The sequence below is a fragment of the Pseudomonas flexibilis genome (assembly GCF_000806415.1).
Classification (GTDB): domain Bacteria; phylum Pseudomonadota; class Gammaproteobacteria; order Pseudomonadales; family Pseudomonadaceae; genus Serpens; species Serpens flexibilis.
This window is the reverse complement of record NZ_JTAK01000001.1, coordinates 653,203-674,630: the sequence shown is the minus strand read 5'-3', so window position 1 is coordinate 674,630 and position 21,428 is coordinate 653,203. Positions and strand designations below refer to the sequence as shown.

20 protein-coding genes and 1 pseudogene are annotated in these 21,428 nt (G+C 64.0%); 9 read left to right on the top strand and 12 right to left on the bottom strand.

Annotated features, from left to right (window positions below):
• Window positions 1-22: 22 nt before the first annotated feature.
• The 7 genes from lpdA to sdhC form a co-directional block, all read right to left on the bottom strand.
• Complete coding sequence (gene lpdA, locus PT85_RS03230) at window positions 23-1,459, bottom strand: dihydrolipoyl dehydrogenase (protein WP_027590087.1); 1,437 nt, start codon at window positions 1,457-1,459, stop codon at window positions 23-25.
• Window positions 1,460-1,544: 85 nt separating this feature from the next.
• Complete coding sequence (gene odhB / locus PT85_RS03225; RefSeq protein WP_027590088.1) at window positions 1,545-2,756, bottom strand: 2-oxoglutarate dehydrogenase complex dihydrolipoyllysine-residue succinyltransferase; 1,212 nt, start codon at window positions 2,754-2,756, stop codon at window positions 1,545-1,547.
• 44 nt (window positions 2,757-2,800) lie between these two features.
• A complete protein-coding gene (locus tag PT85_RS03220; protein ID WP_039605893.1) occupies window positions 2,801-5,632 on the bottom strand; it encodes a 2-oxoglutarate dehydrogenase E1 component in 2,832 nt (943 codons plus the stop codon).
• A 243-nt stretch (window positions 5,633-5,875) separates the two neighbouring features.
• Window positions 5,876-6,595, bottom strand: a complete 720-nt coding sequence (locus PT85_RS03215; protein ID WP_037008717.1) for a succinate dehydrogenase iron-sulfur subunit — start codon at window positions 6,593-6,595, stop codon at window positions 5,876-5,878.
• A gap of 11 nt (window positions 6,596-6,606) precedes the next feature.
• Window positions 6,607-8,379 carry a succinate dehydrogenase flavoprotein subunit gene (gene sdhA, locus PT85_RS03210; RefSeq protein WP_027590091.1) on the bottom strand — a complete coding sequence of 591 codons (1,773 nt, stop codon included), beginning with the start codon at window positions 8,377-8,379 and terminating at the stop codon, window positions 6,607-6,609.
• A gap of 3 nt (window positions 8,380-8,382) precedes the next feature.
• Window positions 8,383-8,751, bottom strand: a complete 369-nt coding sequence (gene sdhD, locus PT85_RS03205; RefSeq protein ID WP_027590092.1) for a succinate dehydrogenase, hydrophobic membrane anchor protein — start codon at window positions 8,749-8,751, stop codon at window positions 8,383-8,385.
• Window positions 8,745-9,119 (bottom strand): succinate dehydrogenase, cytochrome b556 subunit, encoded by a 375-nt coding sequence (gene sdhC / locus PT85_RS03200; protein WP_027590093.1) that lies wholly within the window; start codon window positions 9,117-9,119, stop codon window positions 8,745-8,747. The genes sdhD and sdhC overlap by 7 nt, the downstream gene beginning before the upstream one ends.
• Before the next feature lie 358 nt (window positions 9,120-9,477).
• On the opposite strand from sdhC, the gene gltA reads away from it, so the two are divergent.
• Entirely contained in the window at window positions 9,478-10,764 is a 1,287-nt protein-coding gene (gltA, locus tag PT85_RS03195) for a citrate synthase (protein ID WP_027590094.1), read from the top strand.
• 65 nt (window positions 10,765-10,829) lie between these two features.
• On the opposite strand, the gene PT85_RS03190 is transcribed toward gltA, so the two are convergent.
• Window positions 10,830-11,441 carry an START domain-containing protein gene (locus tag PT85_RS03190; RefSeq protein ID WP_051587387.1) on the bottom strand — a complete coding sequence of 204 codons (612 nt, stop codon included), beginning with the start codon at window positions 11,439-11,441 and terminating at the stop codon, window positions 10,830-10,832.
• A gap of 28 nt (window positions 11,442-11,469) precedes the next feature.
• A complete protein-coding gene (locus PT85_RS03185) occupies window positions 11,470-11,721 on the bottom strand; it encodes a YkgJ family cysteine cluster protein (RefSeq protein WP_027590096.1) in 252 nt (83 codons plus the stop codon).
• 158 nt (window positions 11,722-11,879) lie between these two features.
• Here PT85_RS03185 and PT85_RS03180 point away from each other — a divergent pair, with 158 nt between their 5' ends.
• The 3 genes from PT85_RS03180 (at window position 11,880) to PT85_RS18145 (ending at window position 13,058) form a co-directional block, all read left to right on the top strand.
• Window positions 11,880-12,422: an exonuclease domain-containing protein gene (locus PT85_RS03180; protein WP_039605892.1), complete on the top strand. Its 543-nt coding sequence runs from the start codon at window positions 11,880-11,882 to the stop codon at window positions 12,420-12,422.
• Between the two features lie 75 nt (window positions 12,423-12,497).
• Window positions 12,498-12,779, top strand: coding sequence for a pyrimidine/purine nucleoside phosphorylase (ppnP, locus tag PT85_RS03175; protein ID WP_027590098.1), 282 nt, complete (start codon window positions 12,498-12,500; stop codon window positions 12,777-12,779).
• 102 nt (window positions 12,780-12,881) lie between these two features.
• Window positions 12,882-13,058: a PA1571 family protein gene (locus PT85_RS18145; RefSeq protein WP_169745305.1), complete on the top strand. Its 177-nt coding sequence runs from the start codon at window positions 12,882-12,884 to the stop codon at window positions 13,056-13,058.
• Window positions 13,059-13,061: 3 nt separating this feature from the next.
• Here the strand turns inward: PT85_RS18145 and pdxB are convergent, their stop codons facing one another.
• Window positions 13,062-14,204: a 4-phosphoerythronate dehydrogenase PdxB gene (gene pdxB, locus PT85_RS03170; protein WP_039605891.1), complete on the bottom strand. Its 1,143-nt coding sequence runs from the start codon at window positions 14,202-14,204 to the stop codon at window positions 13,062-13,064.
• A 112-nt stretch (window positions 14,205-14,316) separates the two neighbouring features.
• Here pdxB and PT85_RS03165 point away from each other — a divergent pair, with 112 nt between their 5' ends.
• Window positions 14,317-15,702 carry an MATE family efflux transporter gene (locus PT85_RS03165; RefSeq protein ID WP_039561513.1) on the top strand — a complete coding sequence of 462 codons (1,386 nt, stop codon included), beginning with the start codon at window positions 14,317-14,319 and terminating at the stop codon, window positions 15,700-15,702.
• A 14-nt stretch (window positions 15,703-15,716) separates the two neighbouring features.
• Here the strand turns inward: PT85_RS03165 and tusA are convergent, their stop codons facing one another.
• Window positions 15,717-15,956 (bottom strand): sulfurtransferase TusA, encoded by a 240-nt coding sequence (gene tusA, locus PT85_RS03160; protein WP_027590101.1) that lies wholly within the window; start codon window positions 15,954-15,956, stop codon window positions 15,717-15,719.
• Window positions 15,957-16,024: 68 nt separating this feature from the next.
• Here tusA and PT85_RS18140 point away from each other — a divergent pair, with 68 nt between their 5' ends.
• The 4 genes and pseudogenes from PT85_RS18140 (at window position 16,025) to PT85_RS18465 (ending at window position 20,650) form a co-directional block, all read left to right on the top strand.
• Window positions 16,025-16,192, top strand: a complete 168-nt coding sequence (locus PT85_RS18140; protein ID WP_169745306.1) for a hypothetical protein — start codon at window positions 16,025-16,027, stop codon at window positions 16,190-16,192.
• A 73-nt stretch (window positions 16,193-16,265) separates the two neighbouring features.
• Window positions 16,266-18,944, top strand: coding sequence for an aconitate hydratase AcnA (acnA, locus tag PT85_RS03155; RefSeq protein WP_039605890.1), 2,679 nt, complete (start codon window positions 16,266-16,268; stop codon window positions 18,942-18,944).
• A gap of 20 nt (window positions 18,945-18,964) precedes the next feature.
• Window positions 18,965-19,411, top strand: a pseudogene (locus tag PT85_RS18470) (PAS domain-containing protein); the annotation flags it as partial.
• Window positions 19,412-19,732: 321 nt separating this feature from the next.
• The gene (locus tag PT85_RS18465; RefSeq protein ID WP_407681071.1) at window positions 19,733-20,650 is read left to right on the top strand and encodes a methyl-accepting chemotaxis protein; all 918 of its coding nucleotides are present in this window, start codon (window positions 19,733-19,735) and stop codon (window positions 20,648-20,650) included.
• Here PT85_RS18465 and PT85_RS03145 read toward each other — a convergent pair.
• Complete coding sequence (locus PT85_RS03145; protein WP_139182043.1) at window positions 20,647-21,348, bottom strand: alpha/beta family hydrolase; 702 nt, start codon at window positions 21,346-21,348, stop codon at window positions 20,647-20,649. The two genes, PT85_RS18465 and PT85_RS03145, sit on opposite strands and share 4 nt — an antisense overlap.
• Window positions 21,349-21,428 lie beyond the last annotated feature (80 nt).

The window sequence follows — 21,428 nt, the reverse complement described above, 5'->3', positions numbered from 1 at the left end:
TCAAGCCACCTGCCGGGCTCCCTTAGCGCTTCTTGCGGTTGGCAACGTGGATGGCATGACCATTCACAGCCAAGGCCGCTTCATGAAGCGATTCGGACAGCGTCGGGTGCGCGAACACCATCATGCCCAGGTCCTCGGCACTGGTGCCGAATTCCATGGCGATGGCGCCCTGCTGAACCAGCTCGGCAGCGCTCGGGCCCACGACGTGGACGCCCAGCACGCGATCGGTTTTGGCATCGGCAATGACCTTGACGAAACCGGCGGTTTCGTTGGCAGCCATGGCGCGACCGCTGGCGGCGAACGGGGCAACACCCACGTTGATCTCCACGCCTTCGGCCTTCAGGGACTGCTCGGTCTTGCCGACCCATGCGATTTCCGGATGGGTGTAGATGACGCCCGGGATCAGGTCGTAGTTCATCTGGGTCTTGTGACCGGCAATGCGCTCGGCAACCATCACGCCCTCTTCCGAGGCCTTGTGGGCCAGCATAGCGCCGCGCACCACGTCGCCGATGGCGTAGACGCCCGGAACGCTGGTGGCACAGAAGTCATCGACGAAGATGAAGCCGCGCTCGTCCATGGTCACGCCGCTGTCGGCGGCCAGCAGGTTGGTGGTCACCGGACGGCGGCCGACCGCTACGATCAGCTTGTCGAAGGTCAGCTGCTGTTCGCCATTGGCATCGCTGAAGGTGACGACCACTTGCTCGCCCTTGACCTCGGTGCCGGTGACGCGCGCGCCCAGACGGATGTCCAGACCCTGCTTGGTGAGGATCTTCTGGGCTTCCTTGGCGATCTGCTCGTCGGCGGCGGCCAGGAACTTGTCCATGGCTTCCAGCACGGTGACCTGGCTGCCCAGGCGGGCCCAGACCGAACCCAGCTCGAGACCGATCACGCCGGCGCCGATGACGCCCAGCTTGCCGGGAACGTTCTGGAAGTCCAGGGCGCCGGTGGAGTCGACGATGACCTTCTGATCGACCGGAGCCGGCGGAATCTCGACCGGCTTGGAACCGGAGGCCAGGATCACGTTCTCGGCGGCCAGCACTTCAACGCTGCCGTCGGTTTTGGTGACTTCCACCTGCTTGCCGGCCAGCAGCTTGCCGTGGCCTTCGAACACGGTCACGCCATTGGCCTTCATCAGCGCGGAGACACCGCCGGTGAGGTTTTTGACGATCTGGTCCTTGCGGCCGACCATGGTCGGCACGTCCATCTTCACGTCACCGGTGCTGATGCCGTGCAGCTTGAAGCTCTCGTGGGCTTCATGGAACTTGTAGGAGCTGTCCAGCAGCGCCTTGGAGGGGATGCAGCCGACGTTCAGGCAGGTGCCGCCCAGGGCCAGCTTGCCGTCCTTGCCGGTGTACTTCTCGATGATGGCGGTCTTCTTGCCCAGTTGGGCCGCGCGGATGGCAGCGACATAGCCGCCGGGGCCGGCACCGATCACCACGACGTCGAATTTCTGGCTCATAGGGTTTCCTCTTCGAAAATTGCGAAGTCCACAAACGGCAGAGCCCGGACATGCCGGGTTCTGCCTGACGCGAATCACACGTCGATCAGATGTCCAGCAGCAGGCGCGCCGGGTCTTCCAGCAGATCCTTGAGGGTGACCAGGAAGGTGACCGCTTCCTTGCCATCCAGCAGGCGGTGGTCGTAGGACAGCGCCAGGTACATCATCGGCAGAATCACCACCTGGCCGTTCACGGCCATCGGGCGCTCCTGGATCTTGTGCATGCCGAGGATGGCGGACTGCGGCGGGTTGACGATCGGGCTGGAGAGCAGCGAACCGAACACACCACCGTTGGAGATGGTGAAGGTGCCACCGGTCATTTCCTCGATGGTCAGCTTGCCTTCCTTCGCCTTGCGGCCGTAGGCAGCGATGCCGCCTTCGATTTCCGCCAGGCTCATGAACTCGGCGTTGCGCAGCACCGGTACCACCAGGCCACGGTCGCTGGACACGGCCACGCCGATGTCCTGGTAGCCGTGGTAGACGATGTCGTTACCGTCGATGGAAGCATTGACCACCGGCTGGCGCTTCAGCGCCTCGACAGCCGCCTTGACGAAGAAGGACATGAAGCCCAGACGCACGCCATTGTGCTTCTTCTCGAACAGGTCCTTGTACTTGGCGCGCAGGTCCATGATCGGCTTCATGTTGACTTCGTTGTAGGTCGTCAGCATTGCCATGGAGGACTGGGCCTCGACCAGACGCTGGGCCACCTTGGCGCGCAGACGGGTCATCGGCACGCGCTTCTCGACGCGGTCGCCGGCAGCGAAGACCGGAGCGTCGGCAGCCGGAGCGGCAGTCTTGGCAGCCGGAGCGGCGGCCGGCTTGCCGGAAGCGGCAGCAACGGCGTCTTCCTTGGTCACGCGACCACCCTTGCCGGTGCCTTCGATGCTGTTACGGTCGACGCCGGCTTCGTCGGCGATCTTGCGGGCGGCCGGAGACAGGATCTTGTCTTCGGCAGCAGCGGCCGGAGCGGCGGCGGCTGCCGGGGCAGCAGCAGCGGCCGGAGCCGGAGCGGCGGCCACGGCGCCAGCGTTCAGGGTGCCCAGCACTTCGCCGGAGAGAACGGTCTCGCCCTCGCCCTTGATGATTTCACCGACCACGCCATCGGCTTCGGCCAGCACTTCCATAACAACCTTGTCGGTTTCGATGTCGACGATCAGTTCGTCGCGCTTTACGGCTTCGCCCGGCTTCTTGTGCCAGGTGGCAACGGTGCCGTCGGCAACCGATTCCGGGAAGGCGGGGGCTTTGATCTCAATAGCCATGTGATGAATTCCTGTCTTTCCGATACTACGTTCGAGAACGTGGGTTAGATATTGAAGGCGTCATGCAGCAGTTTTTCCTGCTGCTCGGCATGCATCGACGGGTAGCCGCAGGCCGGAGAAGCGGAGGCCTCGCGGCCGGCGTACTCCAGGAACAGGCCCTTCTGATGCGCGCTGGCGACACGACGCATGTGGTGCTGCGAGCAGTACCAGGCGCCCTGGTTCATCGGTTCTTCCTGACACCAGATCACCTTCTTGAGGTTCTTGTAGGGCGCGATGATCTCGGCCAGATCCTCTTCCGGGAACGGGTACAGCTGCTCGATGCGCACGATGATGGTGTCGTCGCGGCCTTCGTTGCGGCGCTTGGTCAGCAGGTCGTAATAGACCTTGCCCGAACACATGATCAGGCGCTCGACCTTGGCCGGATCGACGGCGTCCACTTCCGGGATCACGGTCTGGAAGGAGCCTTCGGCCAGATCTTCCAGGGTCGAGATGGCCAGCGGGTGGCGCAGCAGCGACTTGGGCGTCAGGGCAATCAGCGGCTTGCGCAGCGGGCGAACCACCTGGCGACGCAGCATGTGGTAGACCTGTGCCGGGGTGGTCGGCACGCAGACCTGGATGTTGTGCTCGGCGCACAGCTGCAGGTAACGCTCCAGACGCGCGGAGCTGTGCTCCGGACCCTGGCCTTCATAACCGTGCGGCAGCAGGACGGTCAGACCGCACAGGCGGCCCCACTTGGTCTCGCCGCTGGAAATGAACTGGTCGAACACTACCTGGGCACCGTTGGCGAAGTCGCCGAACTGGGCTTCCCAGATCACCAGCGCGTTGGGCGTGGTGGTGGCATAGCCGTATTCGAAGGCCAGGACGGCTTCCTCCGACAGGAAGGAGTCGTACAGGTCGAAACGCGGCTGACCCTCGAACAGGTTCTTCAGCGGGATGTAAGTGGTTGCGTCCTTCTGGCTGTGCAGCGCGGCATGGCGATGCGAGAAGGTGCCGCGGCCGACGTCCTGGCCGGTCATGCGCACCGGGTGGCCGTCATGCAGCAGCGTGGCGTAGGCCAGGGTTTCCGCATAGCCCCAGTTGATCGGCATGGCGCCGGCGGTCATCTTCTGGCGGTCTTCGTAGACCTTGCCAACCTGGCGCTGTACCACGAAGCCTTCCGGAATACGGGTCAGGCCAGCGGCAATCTCGCGCAGCTTGTCCAGCGGTACACGGGTATCGTGGCGAGCGGTCCAGGCATGGCCCAGGTAGGGAGTCCAGTCCACGAACAGGTCGGGGTTCGGCTCCTTGACCAGGCTCTTCACCACGTGCTGGCCATTGTCCAGGGCGGTGCGGTACTCGTCGATCTTGGCCTGCACGTCTTCGTTGGTTTGTGCACCGGCCTTGATCAGGGCATCGGCATACAGCTCACGGGTGGTGCGCTGCTTGGCAATCTGCTGGTACATCAGCGGCTGGGTGCCGCTCGGCTCGTCGGCCTCGTTGTGGCCACGACGGCGATAGCAGACCAGGTCGAGCACCACGTCACGCTTGAACTGCATGCGGTAGTCGACGGCCAGCTGGGTGACGAACAGGACGGCTTCCGGATCATCGCCGTTCACGTGCAGGATCGGCGCCTCGATCATCTTGGCCACGTCGGTAGCGTACTCGGTGGAGCGCGCATCCAGCGGGTTGCTGGTGGTGAAGCCGACCTGGTTGTTGATGACGATGTGGATGGTACCGCCAGTCTTGAAGCCGCGGATCTGCGACATCTGGAAGGTTTCCATCACCACGCCCTGGCCGGCGAAGGCCGCGTCACCGTGGATGGAGACAGGGAGAACCTTGTCGCCATTCGGATCGAGACGACGGTCCTGGCGGGCACGCACGGAGCCCTCGACCACCGGGGAGACGATTTCCAGGTGCGACGGGTTGAAGGCCATGGCCAGGTGCAGTTCGCCACCCGGGGTGGTGACGTTGGACGAGAAGCCCTGATGGTACTTCACGTCGCCGGAGGACAGACCCTCGACCTTCTTGCCTTCGAACTCGTCGAACAGGTCGCGCGGGTTCTTGCCGAAGGTGTTCACCAGCATGTTCAGACGGCCGCGGTGGGCCATGCCGATGACGATTTCCTTCATGCCGTAGGAGCCGGAACGCTGGATGATCTCGTCGACCATCGGGATCAGGCTTTCGCCGCCTTCCAGGCCGAAGCGCTTGGTGCCCGGGTACTTGGTGCCCAGGTACTTCTCCAGACCTTCGGCTGCAGTCAGGCGCTCCAACAGATGAGCCTGCGCATCACGCGAGTAGGTGGGGCGACCACGCACGCTCTCCAGACGCTGGGCGAACCACTTGCGCTGCTCGGAGTCAGTGATGTGGTTGAACTCGGCGCCGATGGTGCGGCAATAGGTATCTTGCAGGGACTGGACAATCTCGCGCAGAGTTGCCGCTTCCTTGCCAATGAACAGCTCGCCCGTCTGGAAGGTGGTATCCAGATCGGCGTCGGTCAGGCCGTAGTTCTGAATGGTGAGATCGGCCGGCACCTGGCGCTGCCACAGACCCAGCGGGTCGAGCTTGGCGGCCTGATGGCCACGGGCGCGGAAGGCCTGGATCAGGCGCAATACCTGGACTTGCTTCTTCTCGTGCTCGCTGCTCACGCTGGCGGCAGAAGCGGGCTGCGCGCGGCGCTGGTTCTTGGCAAGCAGGACGAAGTGATCGCGAATGGGCGAATGCGGAACGTCAGTCGTGTTGCCGCCATCGTTGGGCAGCTTCTGGAAATAGGTGCGCCACTCTTCGGGCACAGCGTTGGGGTCGTGCAGATAGAGCTCATACAGCTCCTCGACATAGGCAGCGTTACCACCGGAAAGGTGGGCACTGTTCCACATGCGCTGCATTACGCTTTCTTGCATGCTTGGTCACCCTCGATAAGGGAACACCATCGGCGTGGAAACCGCAGCACGGCGTGCCTGAGCAACTGGTTAAGCCACTACGGGACCCCGCAGATAGACCGGGTTTTTACCGGATGCCCCTGATAGCCATCATTTACTTTTCAGGAAGGGTCCAGTGCTTTGTGAGCTCCGGACCCGCTTAAAACTACGCTGCCGGGGTTAGCCGACAGCGTAGAGGTACAGCCTGGGTACGATCCCGAGGGATCAGGTACCGCTTTGCAGCAGCATGTTACGGATGTGACCGATGGCCTTGGTCGGGTTCAGACCCTTGGGACATACGTTCACGCAGTTCATGATGCCGCGGCAACGGAAGACGCTGAACGGGTCATCCATGGCCGCCAGACGCTGTTCGGTCATCGTGTCACGGCTATCGGCCAGGAAACGATAGGCCTGCAGCAGCGCTGCCGGGCCCAGGAACTTGTCCGGGTTCCACCAGAAGGACGGGCAGCTGGTCGAGCAGCACGCGCACAGAATGCATTCGTACAAGCCATCCAGCTTCTCGCGGTCTTCCGGGCTCTGCAGACGTTCGATGGCCGGAGCCGGCGTGTTGTTCTGCAGGTACGGCTGCACCTTCTCGTATTGCTTGTAGAAGATGCTCATATCGACGGCCAGGTCACGGATGACCGGCAGACCCGGCAGCGGGCGGATCACCAGCTTGCCGTTCTTCACCACGCTGGACAGCGGGGTGATACAGGCCAGGCCGTTCTTGCCGCTGATGTTCATGCCGTCGGAACCGCAAACGCCTTCACGGCAGGAGCGACGGTAGGAAAAACCTTCGTCCTGTTCCTTGATCAGCGCCAGCACGTCCAGGACCATCAGATCCTTGCCGTCGATCTCGACGTTGAAGTCCTGCATGTAGGGAGACGCATCGCGCTCCGGGTTGTAGCGGTAAACGCTTACTTGCAAAGTCTTGGGCAGAGACATTCACATCACCCTTAGTAAGTACGTACTTTCGGCTCGAACGCCGGCACAGTCTTCGGTGCGAAGTTGACGGCGCGCTTGGCGACGCGTTTTTCGCCCGGGAAGTACAGGGTATGGCACAGCCAGTTCTGGTCGTCGCGCTCTTCGTAGTCTTCGCGGGCGTGGGCACCACGGGACTCGGTACGGGTATCGGCAGCGATGGCGGTTGCTTCAGCCACTTCGAGCAGGTTCTGCAGCTCGAGCGCTTCGATGCGCGCGGTGTTGAAGGCCTGGCTCTTGTCGTTGATCTTGACGGTGGCGATGCGCTCGCGCAGCTCGGCCAGCTGGGCGATGCCCTTCTTCATGTATTCGCCGGTACGGAATACACCGAAGTAGTTCTGCATGCAGCTCTGCAGCTCGCGCTTGAGCGGGGCCACTTCCTCACCGGAGGTACGCTCATTGACGCCGGCCAGACGCTTCAGGGAAGCCTCGATGTCGGTCTCGCTGGCGCTGCGCGCCTCGACACCTTCCTTCAGCGCCTTCTCCAGGTGCAGACCAGCGGCACGACCGAACACCACCAGGTCGAGCAGCGAGTTGCCGCCCAGTCGGTTGGCACCGTGTACGGATACGCACGCCACTTCACCCACAGCGAACAGGCCTTCGACGATCTTGTCGTTGCCGTTGGCGTCCTGGGTGATGGCCTGGCCATGAATGTTGGTGGCAATGCCGCCCATCATGTAGTGGCAGGTCGGGATAACCGGAATCGGCGCAACAACCGGGTCGACATGCGCGAAGGTCTTGGACAGTTCGCAGATACCCGGCAGGCGGCTGTGCAGCACGTCCTCGCCCAGGTGGTCCAGCTTCAGCAGCACGTGATCCTTGTTCGGACCAACACCGTTGCCGGCGATGACTTCCTTGACCATGGAACGGGCGACCACGTCGCGACCTGCCAGGTCCTTGGCGTTCGGAGCATAACGCTCCATGAAGCGCTCGCCGTGGGCGTTGATCAGGTAGCCACCCTCGCCACGGCAACCTTCGGTCACCAGCACGCCGGCACCGGCGATACCGGTCGGGTGGAACTGCCACATTTCGATATCCTGGACCGGCACACCAGCACGCAGGGCCATGCCCACGCCGTCGCCGGTGTTGATCAGGGCGTTGGTGGTGGACGCATAGATGCGGCCGGCGCCACCAGTAGCCAGGACCACGGCCTTGGAGCGGATGTAGACGGTTTCGCCAGTCTCGATGCAGATCGCGATGATGCCGACGATGGCGCCGTCCTGGTTCTTCACCAGGTCCACGGCGTACCACTCGTTCAGGAACGAGGTACCGTTCTTCAGGTTGGCCTGGTACAGGGTGTGCAGCAGGGCGTGACCGGTACGGTCAGCCGCGGCACAGGTACGAGCTGCCTGACCACCCTTGCCGAAGTCCTTGGACTGGCCGCCGAACGGGCGCTGGTAGATGCGACCCTGCTCGGTGCGGGAGAACGGCAGACCCATGTGCTCGAGCTCGAACACGGCCTCCGGCCCCACGGAACACATGTACTCGATCGCGTCCTGGTCACCGATGTAGTCGGAGCCCTTGACGGTGTCGTACATGTGCCAGCGCCAATCGTCGTTCGGGTCGGCCGAAGCGATGGCGCAGGTGATGCCGCCCTGGGCGGACACGGTGTGCGAACGGGTCGGGAAGACCTTGGTCACCACGGCAGTCTTGTGACCACCCTGGGCCAGTTGCAGCGCGGCGCGCATGCCGGCGCCACCGCCACCGACGATGATGGCGTCGAAGGAAAGAGTGCGAATGCTAGACATGGATCAGATACCCCACAGAATCTGCACGCCCCAGACGAACAGCACAAACTGCAGCACGCCGCAGGCCGCCTGGAAGAAGAAGCGCAACACGGTTGCCCAACGACCGAAAGCCATCGGCGTCAGGTAGTCAGTCGAGATGGTCCACATGCCGACCCAGGCATGCACCACCGTCGCCAGCAGCGCCAGCAGACTGAAGATGCGCATCGCATTGTGGGAGAACAGACCATGCCAGTCGGCGTAGGTCAGGCCTGGATTGAGCAGCACGAAGCCGAGCAGAAAAATGAAATACGCAGCCAGCACGACCGCGGAGACGCGCTGAGCCATCCAGTCATAGAGGCCGGAGCGCGAAAAGTTAGTGACGTTGGTTACCATACCCACACCCCAGCCAGGACAATCAATACTACGGCAACGGCAATGACGATCTTCGAGCCGAGCTTGCCGCCCTCCAGCGTCTCACCGACGCCGGCATCCATGAACAGGTGGCGAATCCCGGCCACCAGGTGGTACAGCAGAGCGGACAGCAGACCCCAGATCACCAGCTTTGCCAGCGGACTGGCCAGGCACGCCTTCAGCTCTTCGAAGCTCTCCTCGGACGCCAGGGACATATCGAGCCCGTAAAGGAGCACGACGAGCCCGAGGAACAGGATCACGCCGGAGATGCGGTGAAGGATGGACGTGTAAGCGGTGACAGGGAGCTTGATAGTCCTAAGGTCTAGGTTTACTGGTCGTTGGCTATTCACGGCTTCTTTTCACACTTTGAGCCCCAGGAAGCAGGGCGTTGTTGTTGGGAAGTGCACTGGTCAGGTACCCACCCACATGGAGTGCAACCGCCAAAACACAGGCGCTATGCCCATGACGGCCGGCTACGGAGTATAGACAGTTAGCCCACTAATGACAACGCGACGCGCCGCCACTAAAGGCGAATGGCTAGCCCCAAAAGAATGCCGTAAAAAGTCCACCCTACCCCCATGAAAGACGCCGGAACCCCTTCATTTTTCAGGGGTTACGCAAATTGACATTCAAGTTTATCGCTCTATAGTGATGCCGGCCCTGCATGGGGGGCTGCTGATGATTCCAAGCATAACCAGGAGGCCACTCATGGCTGACAAAAAAGCGCAGTTGATCATCGAGGGCGCCGCCCCCGTAGAACTGCCCGTCCTAAGCGGTACCATCGGGCCCGACGTCATCGACGTCCGCAGCCTGACAGCCACGGGCAAATTCACTTTCGATCCCGGTTTCATGTCCACCGCTTCCTGCGAGTCGAAGATCACCTATATCGACGGCGACAAGGGCGTCCTGCTGCACCGCGGCTATCCGATCGAACAACTGGCGGAAAAGTCCGATTACCTGGAAACCGCCTACCTGCTGCTCAACGGCGAGCTGCCGAATGCCGAGCAGAAGGCCAAATTCGTCAACACCATCAAGAACCACACCATCGTTCACGAGCAGCTGAAGTCCTTCCTGAACGGCTTCCGTCGCGACGCTCACCCGATGGCCGTGATGTGCGGCATCGTTGGCGCCCTGTCGGCGTTCTACCACGACTCGCTGGACATCAACAATCCGCAGCACCGCGAGATTTCCGCACACCGCCTGATCGCCAAGATGCCGACCATCGCGGCCATGGCGTACAAGTATTCGATCGGCCAGCCGATCATGTATCCGCGTAACGACCTGAACTACGCGGAAAACTTCCTGCACATGATGTTCAACACCCCGGCCGAGATCAAACCGATCAGCCCGGTGCTGGCCAAGGCCATGGACCGCATCTTCATCCTGCATGCGGACCACGAGCAGAACGCCTCGACTTCCACCGTTCGTCTGGCTGGCTCCACGGGCGCCAACCCGTTCGCCTGTATCGCTGCCGGCATCGCTGCCCTGTGGGGACCGGCCCACGGCGGCGCCAACGAAGCCGTGCTGACCATGCTGGACGAGATCGGCGACGTTTCGAACATCGACAAGTTCCTGGCCAAGGCCAAGGACAAGAACGATCCGTTCAAGCTGATGGGCTTCGGCCACCGCGTGTACAAGAACTTCGACCCGCGCGCCAAGGTCATGAAGCAGACCTGCGACGAGGTTCTGGGCGAGCTGGGTATCAATGACCCGCAGCTGGAACTGGCGATGAAGCTGGAAGAGATTGCGCTGAAGGACCCCTACTTCGCCGAGCGCAACCTGTACCCGAACGTGGACTTCTACTCCGGCATCATCCTGAAGGCCATCGGCATTCCGACCAGCATGTTCACCGTGATCTTCGCCATGTCCCGTACCGTGGGCTGGATCTCGCACTGGAAGGAAATGATCGAAAGCGGCCAGAAGATCGGTCGCCCGCGCCAGCTCTACACTGGCCACGAGCGTCGCGACTTCGCTCCGCTGAACCAGCGCGGCTGATCGCTCGGACGCCAAAAGAAAAGGCTGCCCATGGGCAGCCTTTTCTGCTTTCGGCACCCCACCCTTTAACGAGCGCTTTCCGCCAGACTGCGCAACCCGTTGAGCGTGTTGAACGGGGCATCGATCACGAAACTATTGGCAAGCCAGGAGGGCACGCTGCCACCCGGCTCGCTATACAGCTGATACGTCACCTTCACCAGCCCACCGTCCAACGGCTCCAAACGCCAGTAACCCTCGACACGGGTCACACGCACATAGCCCTTTTCTTCCGGGAGCATGTCTGGCACGCCTTTTAGATGGCGCACCAGAGTACCGCCCTCCTCCTCGGTGGTCACCTCGATCACGGAGTCACGCGGGGTAACCGGCCAGGGCGTGCTGAAATAGGTGTGCGTCCAGGCTTTGCTGCCTTCCCGCCGGATCATTTGCTGCGCCTTGCATTGATGGATCCACGCACAGGAACCCTGAACGTCTTCCTGCAGTGCACGAATCCGGGCCATGCTTGCCCGAATGACCGTCTCGCCTCGATAGGCCTTGTAGGCAGAACCAGGCACCGCAGCCAGGTAGACCCTGATCCCCTGCTCGTCCTTCACCAGCTCCCAATCCTGAGCGCTCACCGCGCCACCGAACAACACCAGGGACAACCCCAGCATCAGGGGCCTGCACGTAGACACGAGCATGATTTCTCTCCTTTTCGTTGTGGGGGGCTCAGGCAGTGGACTGCTCCAGCCAGCCCAGAAGCTGAATCGCCTGCTCGGCGGTTTCCCCGCAGAATGCCTCGTCAGCCTCGAAGGCCGAACACACGCGTGGCCGCTCCGGCTTTCCGAACAGCGCGCAGAGGCCTGCCTCGCTCAGGTGAATACATCGCTCACCGGCCTTTTTGCCACGCGGCATGCCGGGAATGAACGAGCTGATGGAGGGGGCTATGCAGCAAGCGCCGCAACCTGCACGGCATTTCATGACGATGACTACTCGACACTCGAACAGAGGGGGCCGCGATTTTACTGCCAGCCCATCCGTTGTCACAGGCATTGCATCCAGCCGATCAGCCCCACCCTTGGTCGATTTGCCGACCGGGACCGACACCGCCATACTCCGGCCAGCCCGATGGAGGACGTATGCGACATTGGCTGGTTATCGACCTGGAAGCCACCACGGATGAAGGTGGCTGGCCACTGCGAGACATGGAGATCATCGAGATCGGCGCCACCCTCGCCACCAGCGAGGGCCACGAAGTCGCCCATTTCCAGCGCTATGTCCGACCGCTGCGGCGCCCCTGCCTGACGAGCTTCTGCAAGGACCTCACGCATATCGGCCAGCAGCAGATCGACAGCGCCCGGACCCTCGCGCAACTCTGGCCGGCCTTCGAAAGCTGGCTGCTGGCCCAAGGCTCCCGCCTGGCTGGCTGGGCCAGTTGGGGCGACTACGACCGCCGCCAGCTCGAGCAGGAATGGCAGGCGCAAGGCCTGCAAAGCCGCCTTCAGCAGTTTCCCCACCTGAACCTCAAGCAGTCCTTCGCCAGCAGTCGACAGCTGACCCGCCCGGTCGGTCTGAACATGGCCCTGATGCTGGCCGGCATGCATTTCCAGGGCCGCCAGCACCGCGCCCTGGAAGACGCACGCAACGCCGCACGCCTGCTACCCCTGGCCCTGCCGCATTAAACACGGGAACCCGGTGACGCCGATCGGACGCTTCGGCATACTGGCGCGCCCTTTTTTCCGTATAGGAAACGCCCCATGTTCAAGGTCAACGAATACTTCGACGGCAAGGTCAAATCCATCGCCTTCGAACAGGCCGAATGCCCTGCCACCGTCGGCGTGATGGCACCCGGCGAGTACGAGTTTGGCACCAGCCAGAAGGAAATCATGAAGGTCGTGGCCGGCGCCCTCACTGTGCGCCTGCCAGGCAGTGAAGCCTGGGAAACCTTCGAGGCCGGCAGCCAGTTCAGCGTACCGGCCAACAGCAAGTTCCAGCTAAAGGTCGCCGTGGATACCGCCTACCTCTGCGAGTACTACTAAAGTCTCGTGGGCGGGCGGTATCCCGTCCGCCCGCCCTGGTCGTCATCTGGATTTCATCTAGATTGAACAAGCTATGGAATCCAGCGACCAGGAGATGGACACATGAACCTGAACAACAACGCCACCCAGCCTGTACCCACCCACCTCCCCGCCGACTGCTTTGCGTGTGCAGTGATCGATGAGCAGGGACGCGAAGTACCCATCACCGAAGCCATGATCCAGCAGGCCTGCCGCGCCCTCGATCAGGAGCCCGATGAGGATGAGCCCACCCAGGGGTGAGGCTCAGACCAGCCTGGCCCCCAGCGCACGAACCAGCGCAGCCAGTTGCGGGGCCTGGCCCAGCAACTCGACCCTGAGGCCATCGATTTCCCGGCGTGGCGGATAATGCTTGCGCAGCGCGTCGAAGCCGGCGCGGCGCATGTCCTCGTCGCCTCTCAAGCTGCGCCGAAAATCGGCGGAGTCGCGCCGCGGATCGTAGACGGCCCGACACAGGGCAGACAGCGCCCAGTCGGGGTCCGCACCGGCGTGCAGGGTCAATTGCGGTAGCCAGGGCTCGGGCAATAGCGCCTCCAGCTCCAGCGGTGCCAGCATGCCCAGGTGTGCGCAGAGCGCGCGGTAGATCTGTGCAGTGCCGCGTGCCTTGCCTTCCAGGCTGTAGCCCGCGATGTGGGGGGTGGCGATCCGGCATCGCTCGGCCAGTGCCACATCCACGAGCGGCTCACCCTCCCAGACATCCAGCACCGCCTCGACATCGGGCCGCTGCAGGAGCAGCGCATGCAGGGCCTGGTTGTCCACCACCGCGCCGCGGCTGGCATTGATCAGCCAACTGCCGGGACGCAGCCGGGCCAACCGCTCGGCATTCAGCAGATGGCGCGTCGGCCACCGGCCTGCCGAGGTGAGCGGTGTATGCAGACTGATTACATCGCACTGCGCCAGCACCTCGTCCAGATCGACATAATCGCCACCCTCGCGCTCCGCGCGCGGCGGGTCGCAGACCAGCACCCGACAACCCAGCCCGCGCAACACCTCCACCAGCCGCGCACCCACCTGACCGGCGCCCACCACTCCGTAGCAGCGCTCCCGCAGTGGCGAGCCCGCCACCTCGGCCAGCGCCAGCAGGCTGCCCAGCACGTAATCCACCACTCCACGGGCATTGCAGCCCGGCGCGCTGGCCCACGCAATGTTGGCGGCGGCCAGATGATCGAGGTCGAGGTGGTCGGTGCCTATGGTGCAGGTGCCGACGAAGCGCACCGGGCTACCCTGCAGCAAGGCGGCATCCACCCGGGTCACCGAGCGCACCAGCAGCACATCGGCTTCGGCCAGGGCATCAGCGCTGAACGCGCGCCCCGGCTGACGGCGGATCTCGCCGAATTCGGCGAAGAAGGCTTCGACCAGGGGTATGTTTTCGTCGGCAAGAATGCGCATGCTCGGACTCCTCGGAGGGGGCGCCAGTTTAGTCCTTTGCCCTTGCGACCCCTACCCTTTCTTCGCCTGGGTGCGCGGCGTAGAATCCCCGCCTTTTCCCTGTCGCCGTCCCATGAGCCATATGAACCGCGTTTCCCGCGTCGGGCACGAACTGAGCGCACTGCTCGCCCTCGCTACTCCCATCATCATCGCCCAGGTGGCGCATACCGCCATGGGCGCCGTCGATGCCGTGATGGCTGGCCGGGTCAGCGCCGCCGACCTGGCGGCCGTGGCCTTGGGCAACTCCGTCTGGATTCCCCTCTACCTGCTGATGACCGGCATCCTGATGGCAACCACCCCGAAGGTGGCCCATCGCTTCGGCGCCGGCAAGCTGGCAGAAATCGGGCCGCTGGTGCGCCAGGCGCTCTGGCTGGGATTGGCGATTGGCCTGCTGTTCGCATTTCTACTGACCCAGGCCAGGCCCGTGCTGAATGCCATGCAGGTCGACCCCGGATTGATCGAGCCCACCCTCGGCTATCTGCAGGGGGTAGCGTTCGGCTTTCCCGCCGCCGCCGTCTACCAGGTGCTGCGCTGCTACAGCGACGCCCTGAGCCACACATTGCCGAGCATGATCATCGGCCTGCTGGGCCTGCTGGTTAACATCCCGCTCAACTATGTGCTCATCCACGGCAAGCTGGGCTTGCCCGCCCTGGGCGGCGTGGGCTGCGGCTGGGCTACCGGGCTGGTGATGATCGCCATGCTGGCGGCCATGCTCACCTGGGTCAACCGCTCGCCCATCTACCGCTTCAGCGAACTGTTCAAGCATTTCGAGCGCCCACGCTGGCCACTGATCCGAGCACTGCTGGCGGTGGGCGTGCCGATCGGAATCGCCATCTTTGCCGAGTCGAGCATCTTCTCGGTCATCGCCCTGCTGATCGGCAGCCTCGGTGACACCGTGGTGGCCGGCCATCAGATCGCCCTCAGCATCTCGTCGCTGGTGTTCATGGTGCCCCTGTCCCTGGGCATGGCGGTCACCGTGCGCGTGGGCCAGGCCCTGGGCCGCAACGCGCCACGCGACGCACGCTTCGCCGCGGCCCTGGGGATCGGCGTGGCACTGAGCTACGCCTGCTTCTCGGCCATGCTGATGATGGTATTTCGCGAGCAGATTGCCGGGTTCTACTCGCCGGACCCGGCGGTGGTCGCCCTGGCCAGCACCCTGCTGATCTATGCCGCGCTCTTCCAGTTTTCCGACGGCATACAGGTTTCCGCCGCTGGCGCCTTGCGTGGTTATCAGGACACTCGGGCGGTGATGCTGATCACCCTGCCCAGCTACTGGGGCATCGGTCTGACGGTGGGCTACCTGCTGGGGCTCACCGACCTGCTCGGCGCCCCCAGCGGCCCGGCAGGCCTATGGCAGGGCCTGATCGTCGGCCTGAGCTGCGCGGCGCTGATGCTCGGCTGGCGACTGCATGTGCGCGCAGGCCGCGCGATCCACCGGATGGCACCGACACAGGAATAGCCCGTGTCGGCAGCTCAATCGGCCTTCTTGCGAATCCAGTAGAGGAACTGGCCGGCATCCTCGCGCTGCTCGACCAGCTCATGGCCAAGAAACACGCAGAACTTGGGGATGTCACGACGGGTCGAGGGATCGGTGGCAATGACCTGCAGCAGGCCGCCGGCCTGCAGGTCGCGCACCTTGTTGTGCAGCATCATCACCGGTTCGGGGCAGTTCAGCCCGCTGGCGTCGAGAATCGCGTCGGGTTGCAGGGACATCGTGATACTCCGGAAACAGGCGGCTATTGTGGCGCAAAGCGGGCATTACGCCCAGCCGGAGGAACGTCATGCGCGACTGGTGCGTCAAGCGTCTGGATGACAACGGCAACGAATGCCTGGTGCGCGAACGCCTGACCCGGGCCGAGGCCGAACACCTGGCCCGCGACTACCAGGCCCGCGGCCACAAGCAGACCTACTGGGCAGCACCCATGCCGCCCACACCGCCGCGCTCGTGAGCCGCGCGGGAACCCTTGGCCCGCCCGGTCGGTCCAGAGCAGAACCCGTGGCACGACTTCCAAGGATCACACCATGCCAGCCCTGGACAGCCTGAATTGTTGCCGCACCCTGCAGGTCGGCAAGCACACGTATCACTACTACAGCCTGCCGGAGGCCGGGAACAGCCTGGGTGATATCGCACGCCTGCCGCTCTCGCTCAAGGTGCTGCTGGAGAATCTGCTGCGCTGGGAGGATGGCCGGACGGTACGCCGGGAGGACTGCCAGGCCATCGCCGACTGGCTTCGCGAGCGCCGCTCGGAGCACGAGATCCAGTACCGGCCGGCACGGGTGCTGATGCAGGACTTCACCGGCGTGCCGGCGGTGGTCGACCTGGCCGCCATGCGCGACGCCACGGCCAGGGCGGGCGGCGATCCCCGGCAGATCAACCCGCAGATCCCCGTGGACCTGGTCATCGACCACTCGGTGATGGTCGACCGTTTCGCCGATCCGAGCGCGTTTGCCGACAACGTGGCCATCGAGATGCAGCGCAACGCCGAACGCTATGCCTTCCTGCGCTGGGGTCAGCAGGCATTCGCCAACTTCCGCGTGGTGCCGCCGGGCACCGGCATCTGCCACCAGGTCAACCTCGAGTACCTGGCCGATGTCGTGCGCAGCGAGGCCGATGACGGCCGTATGCTGGCCTTCCCGGACAGCCTGGTGGGCACCGATTCGCACACCACCATGATCAACGGCCTCGGCGTGCTCGGCTGGGGCGTGGGCGGCATCGAAGCCGAGGCGGCGATGCTCGGCCAACCGGTGTCCATGCTGATTCCGGAGGTGGTGGGCGTGAGGCTCACCGGTCGGTTGCGCGAAGGGGTGACCGCCACCGACCTGGTGCTCACCGTCACCCAGATGCTGCGCAAGCATGGCGTGGTCGGCAAGTTCGTGGAGTTCTACGGTCCCGGGCTGGACGCCCTGCCGCTGGCCGACCGCGCGACCATCAGCAACATGGCGCCGGAATATGGCGCCACCTGCGGCTTCTTCCCGGTGGACAGGATCACCCTCGACTACCTGCGCCTGACCGGTCGCGATGCGTCGCGCATCGCCCTGGTGGAGGCCTACTGTCGGGCCCAGGGCCTGTGGCGCGACAGTGCCAGCCCCGAGCCCGAGTTCAGCGAAGCCCTGCACCTCGATCTGGACAGCGTGCAGCCCTCGCTGGCCGGCCCGAAACGGCCGCAGGATCGCGTCAACCTTCCGGACATGCGCGCCAGCTTCGATCTGCTGCTGGAAACCAGCGGCCGGAGCGCGCAGATGCAGAGCGAATTTCCGGTGCAGGGAGAGTCTTTCGGCTTGCGTCACGGGGCGGTGGTCATTGCCGCCATCACGTCTTGCACCAACACCTCCAATCCCAGCGTGCTGATGGCCTCCGGACTGCTGGCCAAGAAGGCGGTGGAGCGTGGCCTGCAGCGCAAGCCCTGGGTGAAGTCCTCGCTGGCGCCCGGCTCCAAGGTGGTGACCGACTACCTGGAAAAGGCCGGCTTCACGCCCTATCTGGAGCGACTGGGGTTCTACCTGGTCGGATATGGCTGCACCACCTGCATCGGCAACTCGGGCCCGCTGCCGGACCCCATTGCCCAGTGCATCACCGACCAGGACCTGATCGTCTGCTCGGTGCTTTCCGGCAACCGCAACTTCGAAGGCCGCGTACATCCCCAGGTCAAGGCCAACTGGCTGGCTTCGCCGCCGCTGGTGGTGGCCTTCGCTCTGGCCGGAACCACGCGCATCGACCTGCTGAGCGAACCACTGGGCCACGACCCGCAGGGCCAGCCGGTGTACCTGCGCGACCTGTGGCCCAGCGACGCAGAAGTGGCCGCCGCCGTGGGCGCCGTCGAAGGCGAGATGTTCCGCCGCGAATATGCCGACGTGTTCAGCGGCGACGAGGCCTGGCGCAGCATGCCGCTGGCCAGCGGCGACACCTATGCCTGGGACCCGCACTCCAGCTACGTGCAGCACCCGCCCTATTTCAAGCGCATCGACCAGCCTCTGGAGCCACCGGCGGACATCCTCGGCGCGCGCATCCTGGCGCTGTTTGGCGACTCGATCACCACCGACCACATCTCCCCCGCCGGGAACATCAAGGCCACCTCGCCGGCCGGCCTCTACCTGCAATCGCTGGGCATCGCGCCCCGGGACTTCAACTCCTACGGCTCGCGGCGCGGCAATCACGAAGTGATGATGCGCGGCACCTTTGCCAACATCCGCATCCGCAACGAGATGCTGGCGGGCGAGGAAGGCGGCTACACCCTGCATCATCCGGGCGGCGAGAAGCTCTCCATCTACGACGCGGCCATGCGCTACCAGCGCGAAGGCGTGCCACTGGTGGTGATTGCCGGGCAAGAGTACGGCACCGGCTCCTCCCGCGACTGGGCGGCCAAGGGCACCAACCTGCTGGGCATCAAGGCGGTGATCGCGGAAAGCTTCGAGCGCATTCATCGTTCCAACCTGATCGGCATGGGCGTGCTGGCCCTGCAGTTCATGGCCGGCCAGAATCGCCACAGCCTGGGCCTGACCGGTGATGAAGTGCTGAACATCCGGGGCCTGTCCGCCTCGCTGGCGCCCCGCCAACAACTGACGGTGGACGTCACCCGCCGCGACGGCTCGCAGGACAGCTTCCCCGTCCTTTGTCGCATCGACACCCAGAACGAAGTGGATTACTTCATGCACGGCGGCATTCTGCACTTCGTTCTCCGCGAACGCCTCGGAAGTCCATGACCAGGATCAATTCCGAATGAATGAAGTGTCAGGAACTCTGGCGCACACTTATTCATTTATGTTTTTTTGGCGTCAGCCGATTTACTCATGTCATGACTTTACCCCGGTGGACACTACGTCACCGCATGGATCCCAGAATGCGCAAGAATTTGCCTGTCACTCAGCGCGAACGCACCTTCCCGGCCGAGCAGCGACTGATTTCCACCACTGACCTGAAAGGTCAGATCACCTACTGCAACGATGCCTTTGTGCAGATCAGCGGCTTCAACCGCGAGGAGCTGCAGCGCGCGCCGCACAACCTGGTACGCCACCCGGATGTGCCGCCGGCGGTGTTTGCGCACATGTGGCAAACCCTCAAGTCAGGGCGCCCGTGGATGGGCATCGTCAAAAACCGCTGCAAGACCGGCGACCACTACTGGGTGAACGCCTACGTGGTGCCGATCCTGGAAAACGGCAAGGTGGTCGGCTACGAGTCCGTGCGCAGCAAGCCGAGTGGCGAGCAGATTCGCCGCGCCGAAGCCCTGTACCGACGCATCAACGGCGGCAAGCCGGCAGTACCTCGCCGGGCCCGCTGGCTACCGGTGCTGCTCAACTGGCTGCCGTTCATCCTGGTCAGCCAGATCGGCTTCGCCGTCGGCGCCTGGCTGAACAGCGGCTGGGGCTTTGCCCTGGCCGCCCTGCTGAGCATTCCCCTGGGGCTGGCTGGTCTCTACTGGCAGACCCGCGGCCCGCGCCACCTGCTGGGCGTGGCCAAGAGCCAGGGCATCGCCGATCCGCTGATCGCCCGCATGTACACCGATGGCCTGGGTATCAGCTCGCAGCTGGAAATGGCCATGATCAGCCAGCATCTGCATTTGCAGACCTGCCTGACCCGCCTGCAGGACACGGCAGAGCAGCTGACCCGCCAGGCCAGCCAGGCCGACCAGTTGGCGCAGAACAGCTCCAGCGGCCTGCAGAACCAACTGAGGGAAACCGAGCGTGTCGCCGAATCGATCCGCCTGCTCAGCAGCGCCACCCACGAGGTGGCCAGCCACATCGGGCAGACCGCCGAGGCCACCCGCAACGCCAAGGCGCTGGCCGACCAGGGACGCCTGATCGCCGAGCAGGCCAGCCGCGCCATCGAACAGCTGTCGCAGGCCGCCGGCCATTCCAGCGCCACCGTGGCGCGCCTGGCCCAGGACAGCAGCGAAATCGGCGGCGTGGTTGATGTCATCAAGGGCATCACCGACCAGACCAACCTGCTGGCCTTGAACGCCGCCATCGAAGCGGCACGCGCCGGCGAAATGGGCCGCGGCTTCGCGGTGGTGGCCGACGAGGTACGCCTGCTGGCCAGGCGCACCGCGGATTCCACAGAACAGATCCACCAGCTGATCGCCACGCTGCAGCGCACCGCCGAAGAGGCCGTGCAGGCCATGGAAGACAGTCGCCGCCAGGCCGACGACAGCGTCGCCCAGGTACTGAATGCGGATCGCGCCCTGGCCGGCATCGGCGAAGCCGTGCACCGCATCGCCGACATGGCCGGGCAGATCGCCACCGCCGCGGAGCAACAGAGCACCACCGCCGGTGAAATCAACCGCAACATCGACACCATCGCCCTGCTGGCGGAGCGCACCGCCGGCGAAGCGGCCGGCACCGCGCAACTGAGCAAGGAGCTGACCGCCACGGCGCGCGGCCAGCATGCCCTGGTGGAGCGCTTCAACCGCTAGCGGGAGTTGCCCGACAATAAAGCCGCGATCACCTCGGCACAGTGCTGCAGATGCTGCGCCTGGGTGAAGCCTGAGCTTTTGAGCGGTTTCAGATCATGGTCGGCGGCGGCCAGCCAGTCCAGGCGGATGCTCGCCGACAATCGATAGGTTTCAACCTCCGGCCGTGATCCCAACGCGTCCCGCTCGCCTTGCAGGATGAGGGTCGGCGTGCGCAGTTCCGCCAGGTGCTCGACGCGGGTCTTCTCCGGCTTGCCTGCGGGATGGAACGGATAGCCCAGGCACACCAGCGCGTCGACCCGCAACTCATCAGCCAGCAGACTGGCCATGCGCCCACCCATGGACTTGCCACCGATGGCCAATGGCCCCGTGACCTGTTGCCGCACCTGGGCGTGCACCGCGCGCCAAGCGTCCAGCAAACGCGCCTGGGGATCCGGCGGGCGACGTGTACCACCGAGGCGCCGCGCAGCCATGTAGGGGAACTCGAAACGCACCACGGCAATCCCGCACGCCCCTAGCCTCTGGGCGATCTCCTCCATGAACGGGCTGTCCATAGGCGCGCCCGCGCCATGGGCCAGGATCAGCGTCGCACGTGGACTCCCGGCCGGTCTCGTCCATAACCATGCCGCTTCGTCCGCCGCCCGGGCGGGTCCGAGAGGACATTGATCCGGGTCAATATGCTGGCAATAGCGTTTCACCATCCTTCACTCCGCTGCAAAACCCGTCGATTCCTGGCCTCCAGGAGATGGCAGACGCAGCACTCTGCCCAAAACCGTGGATG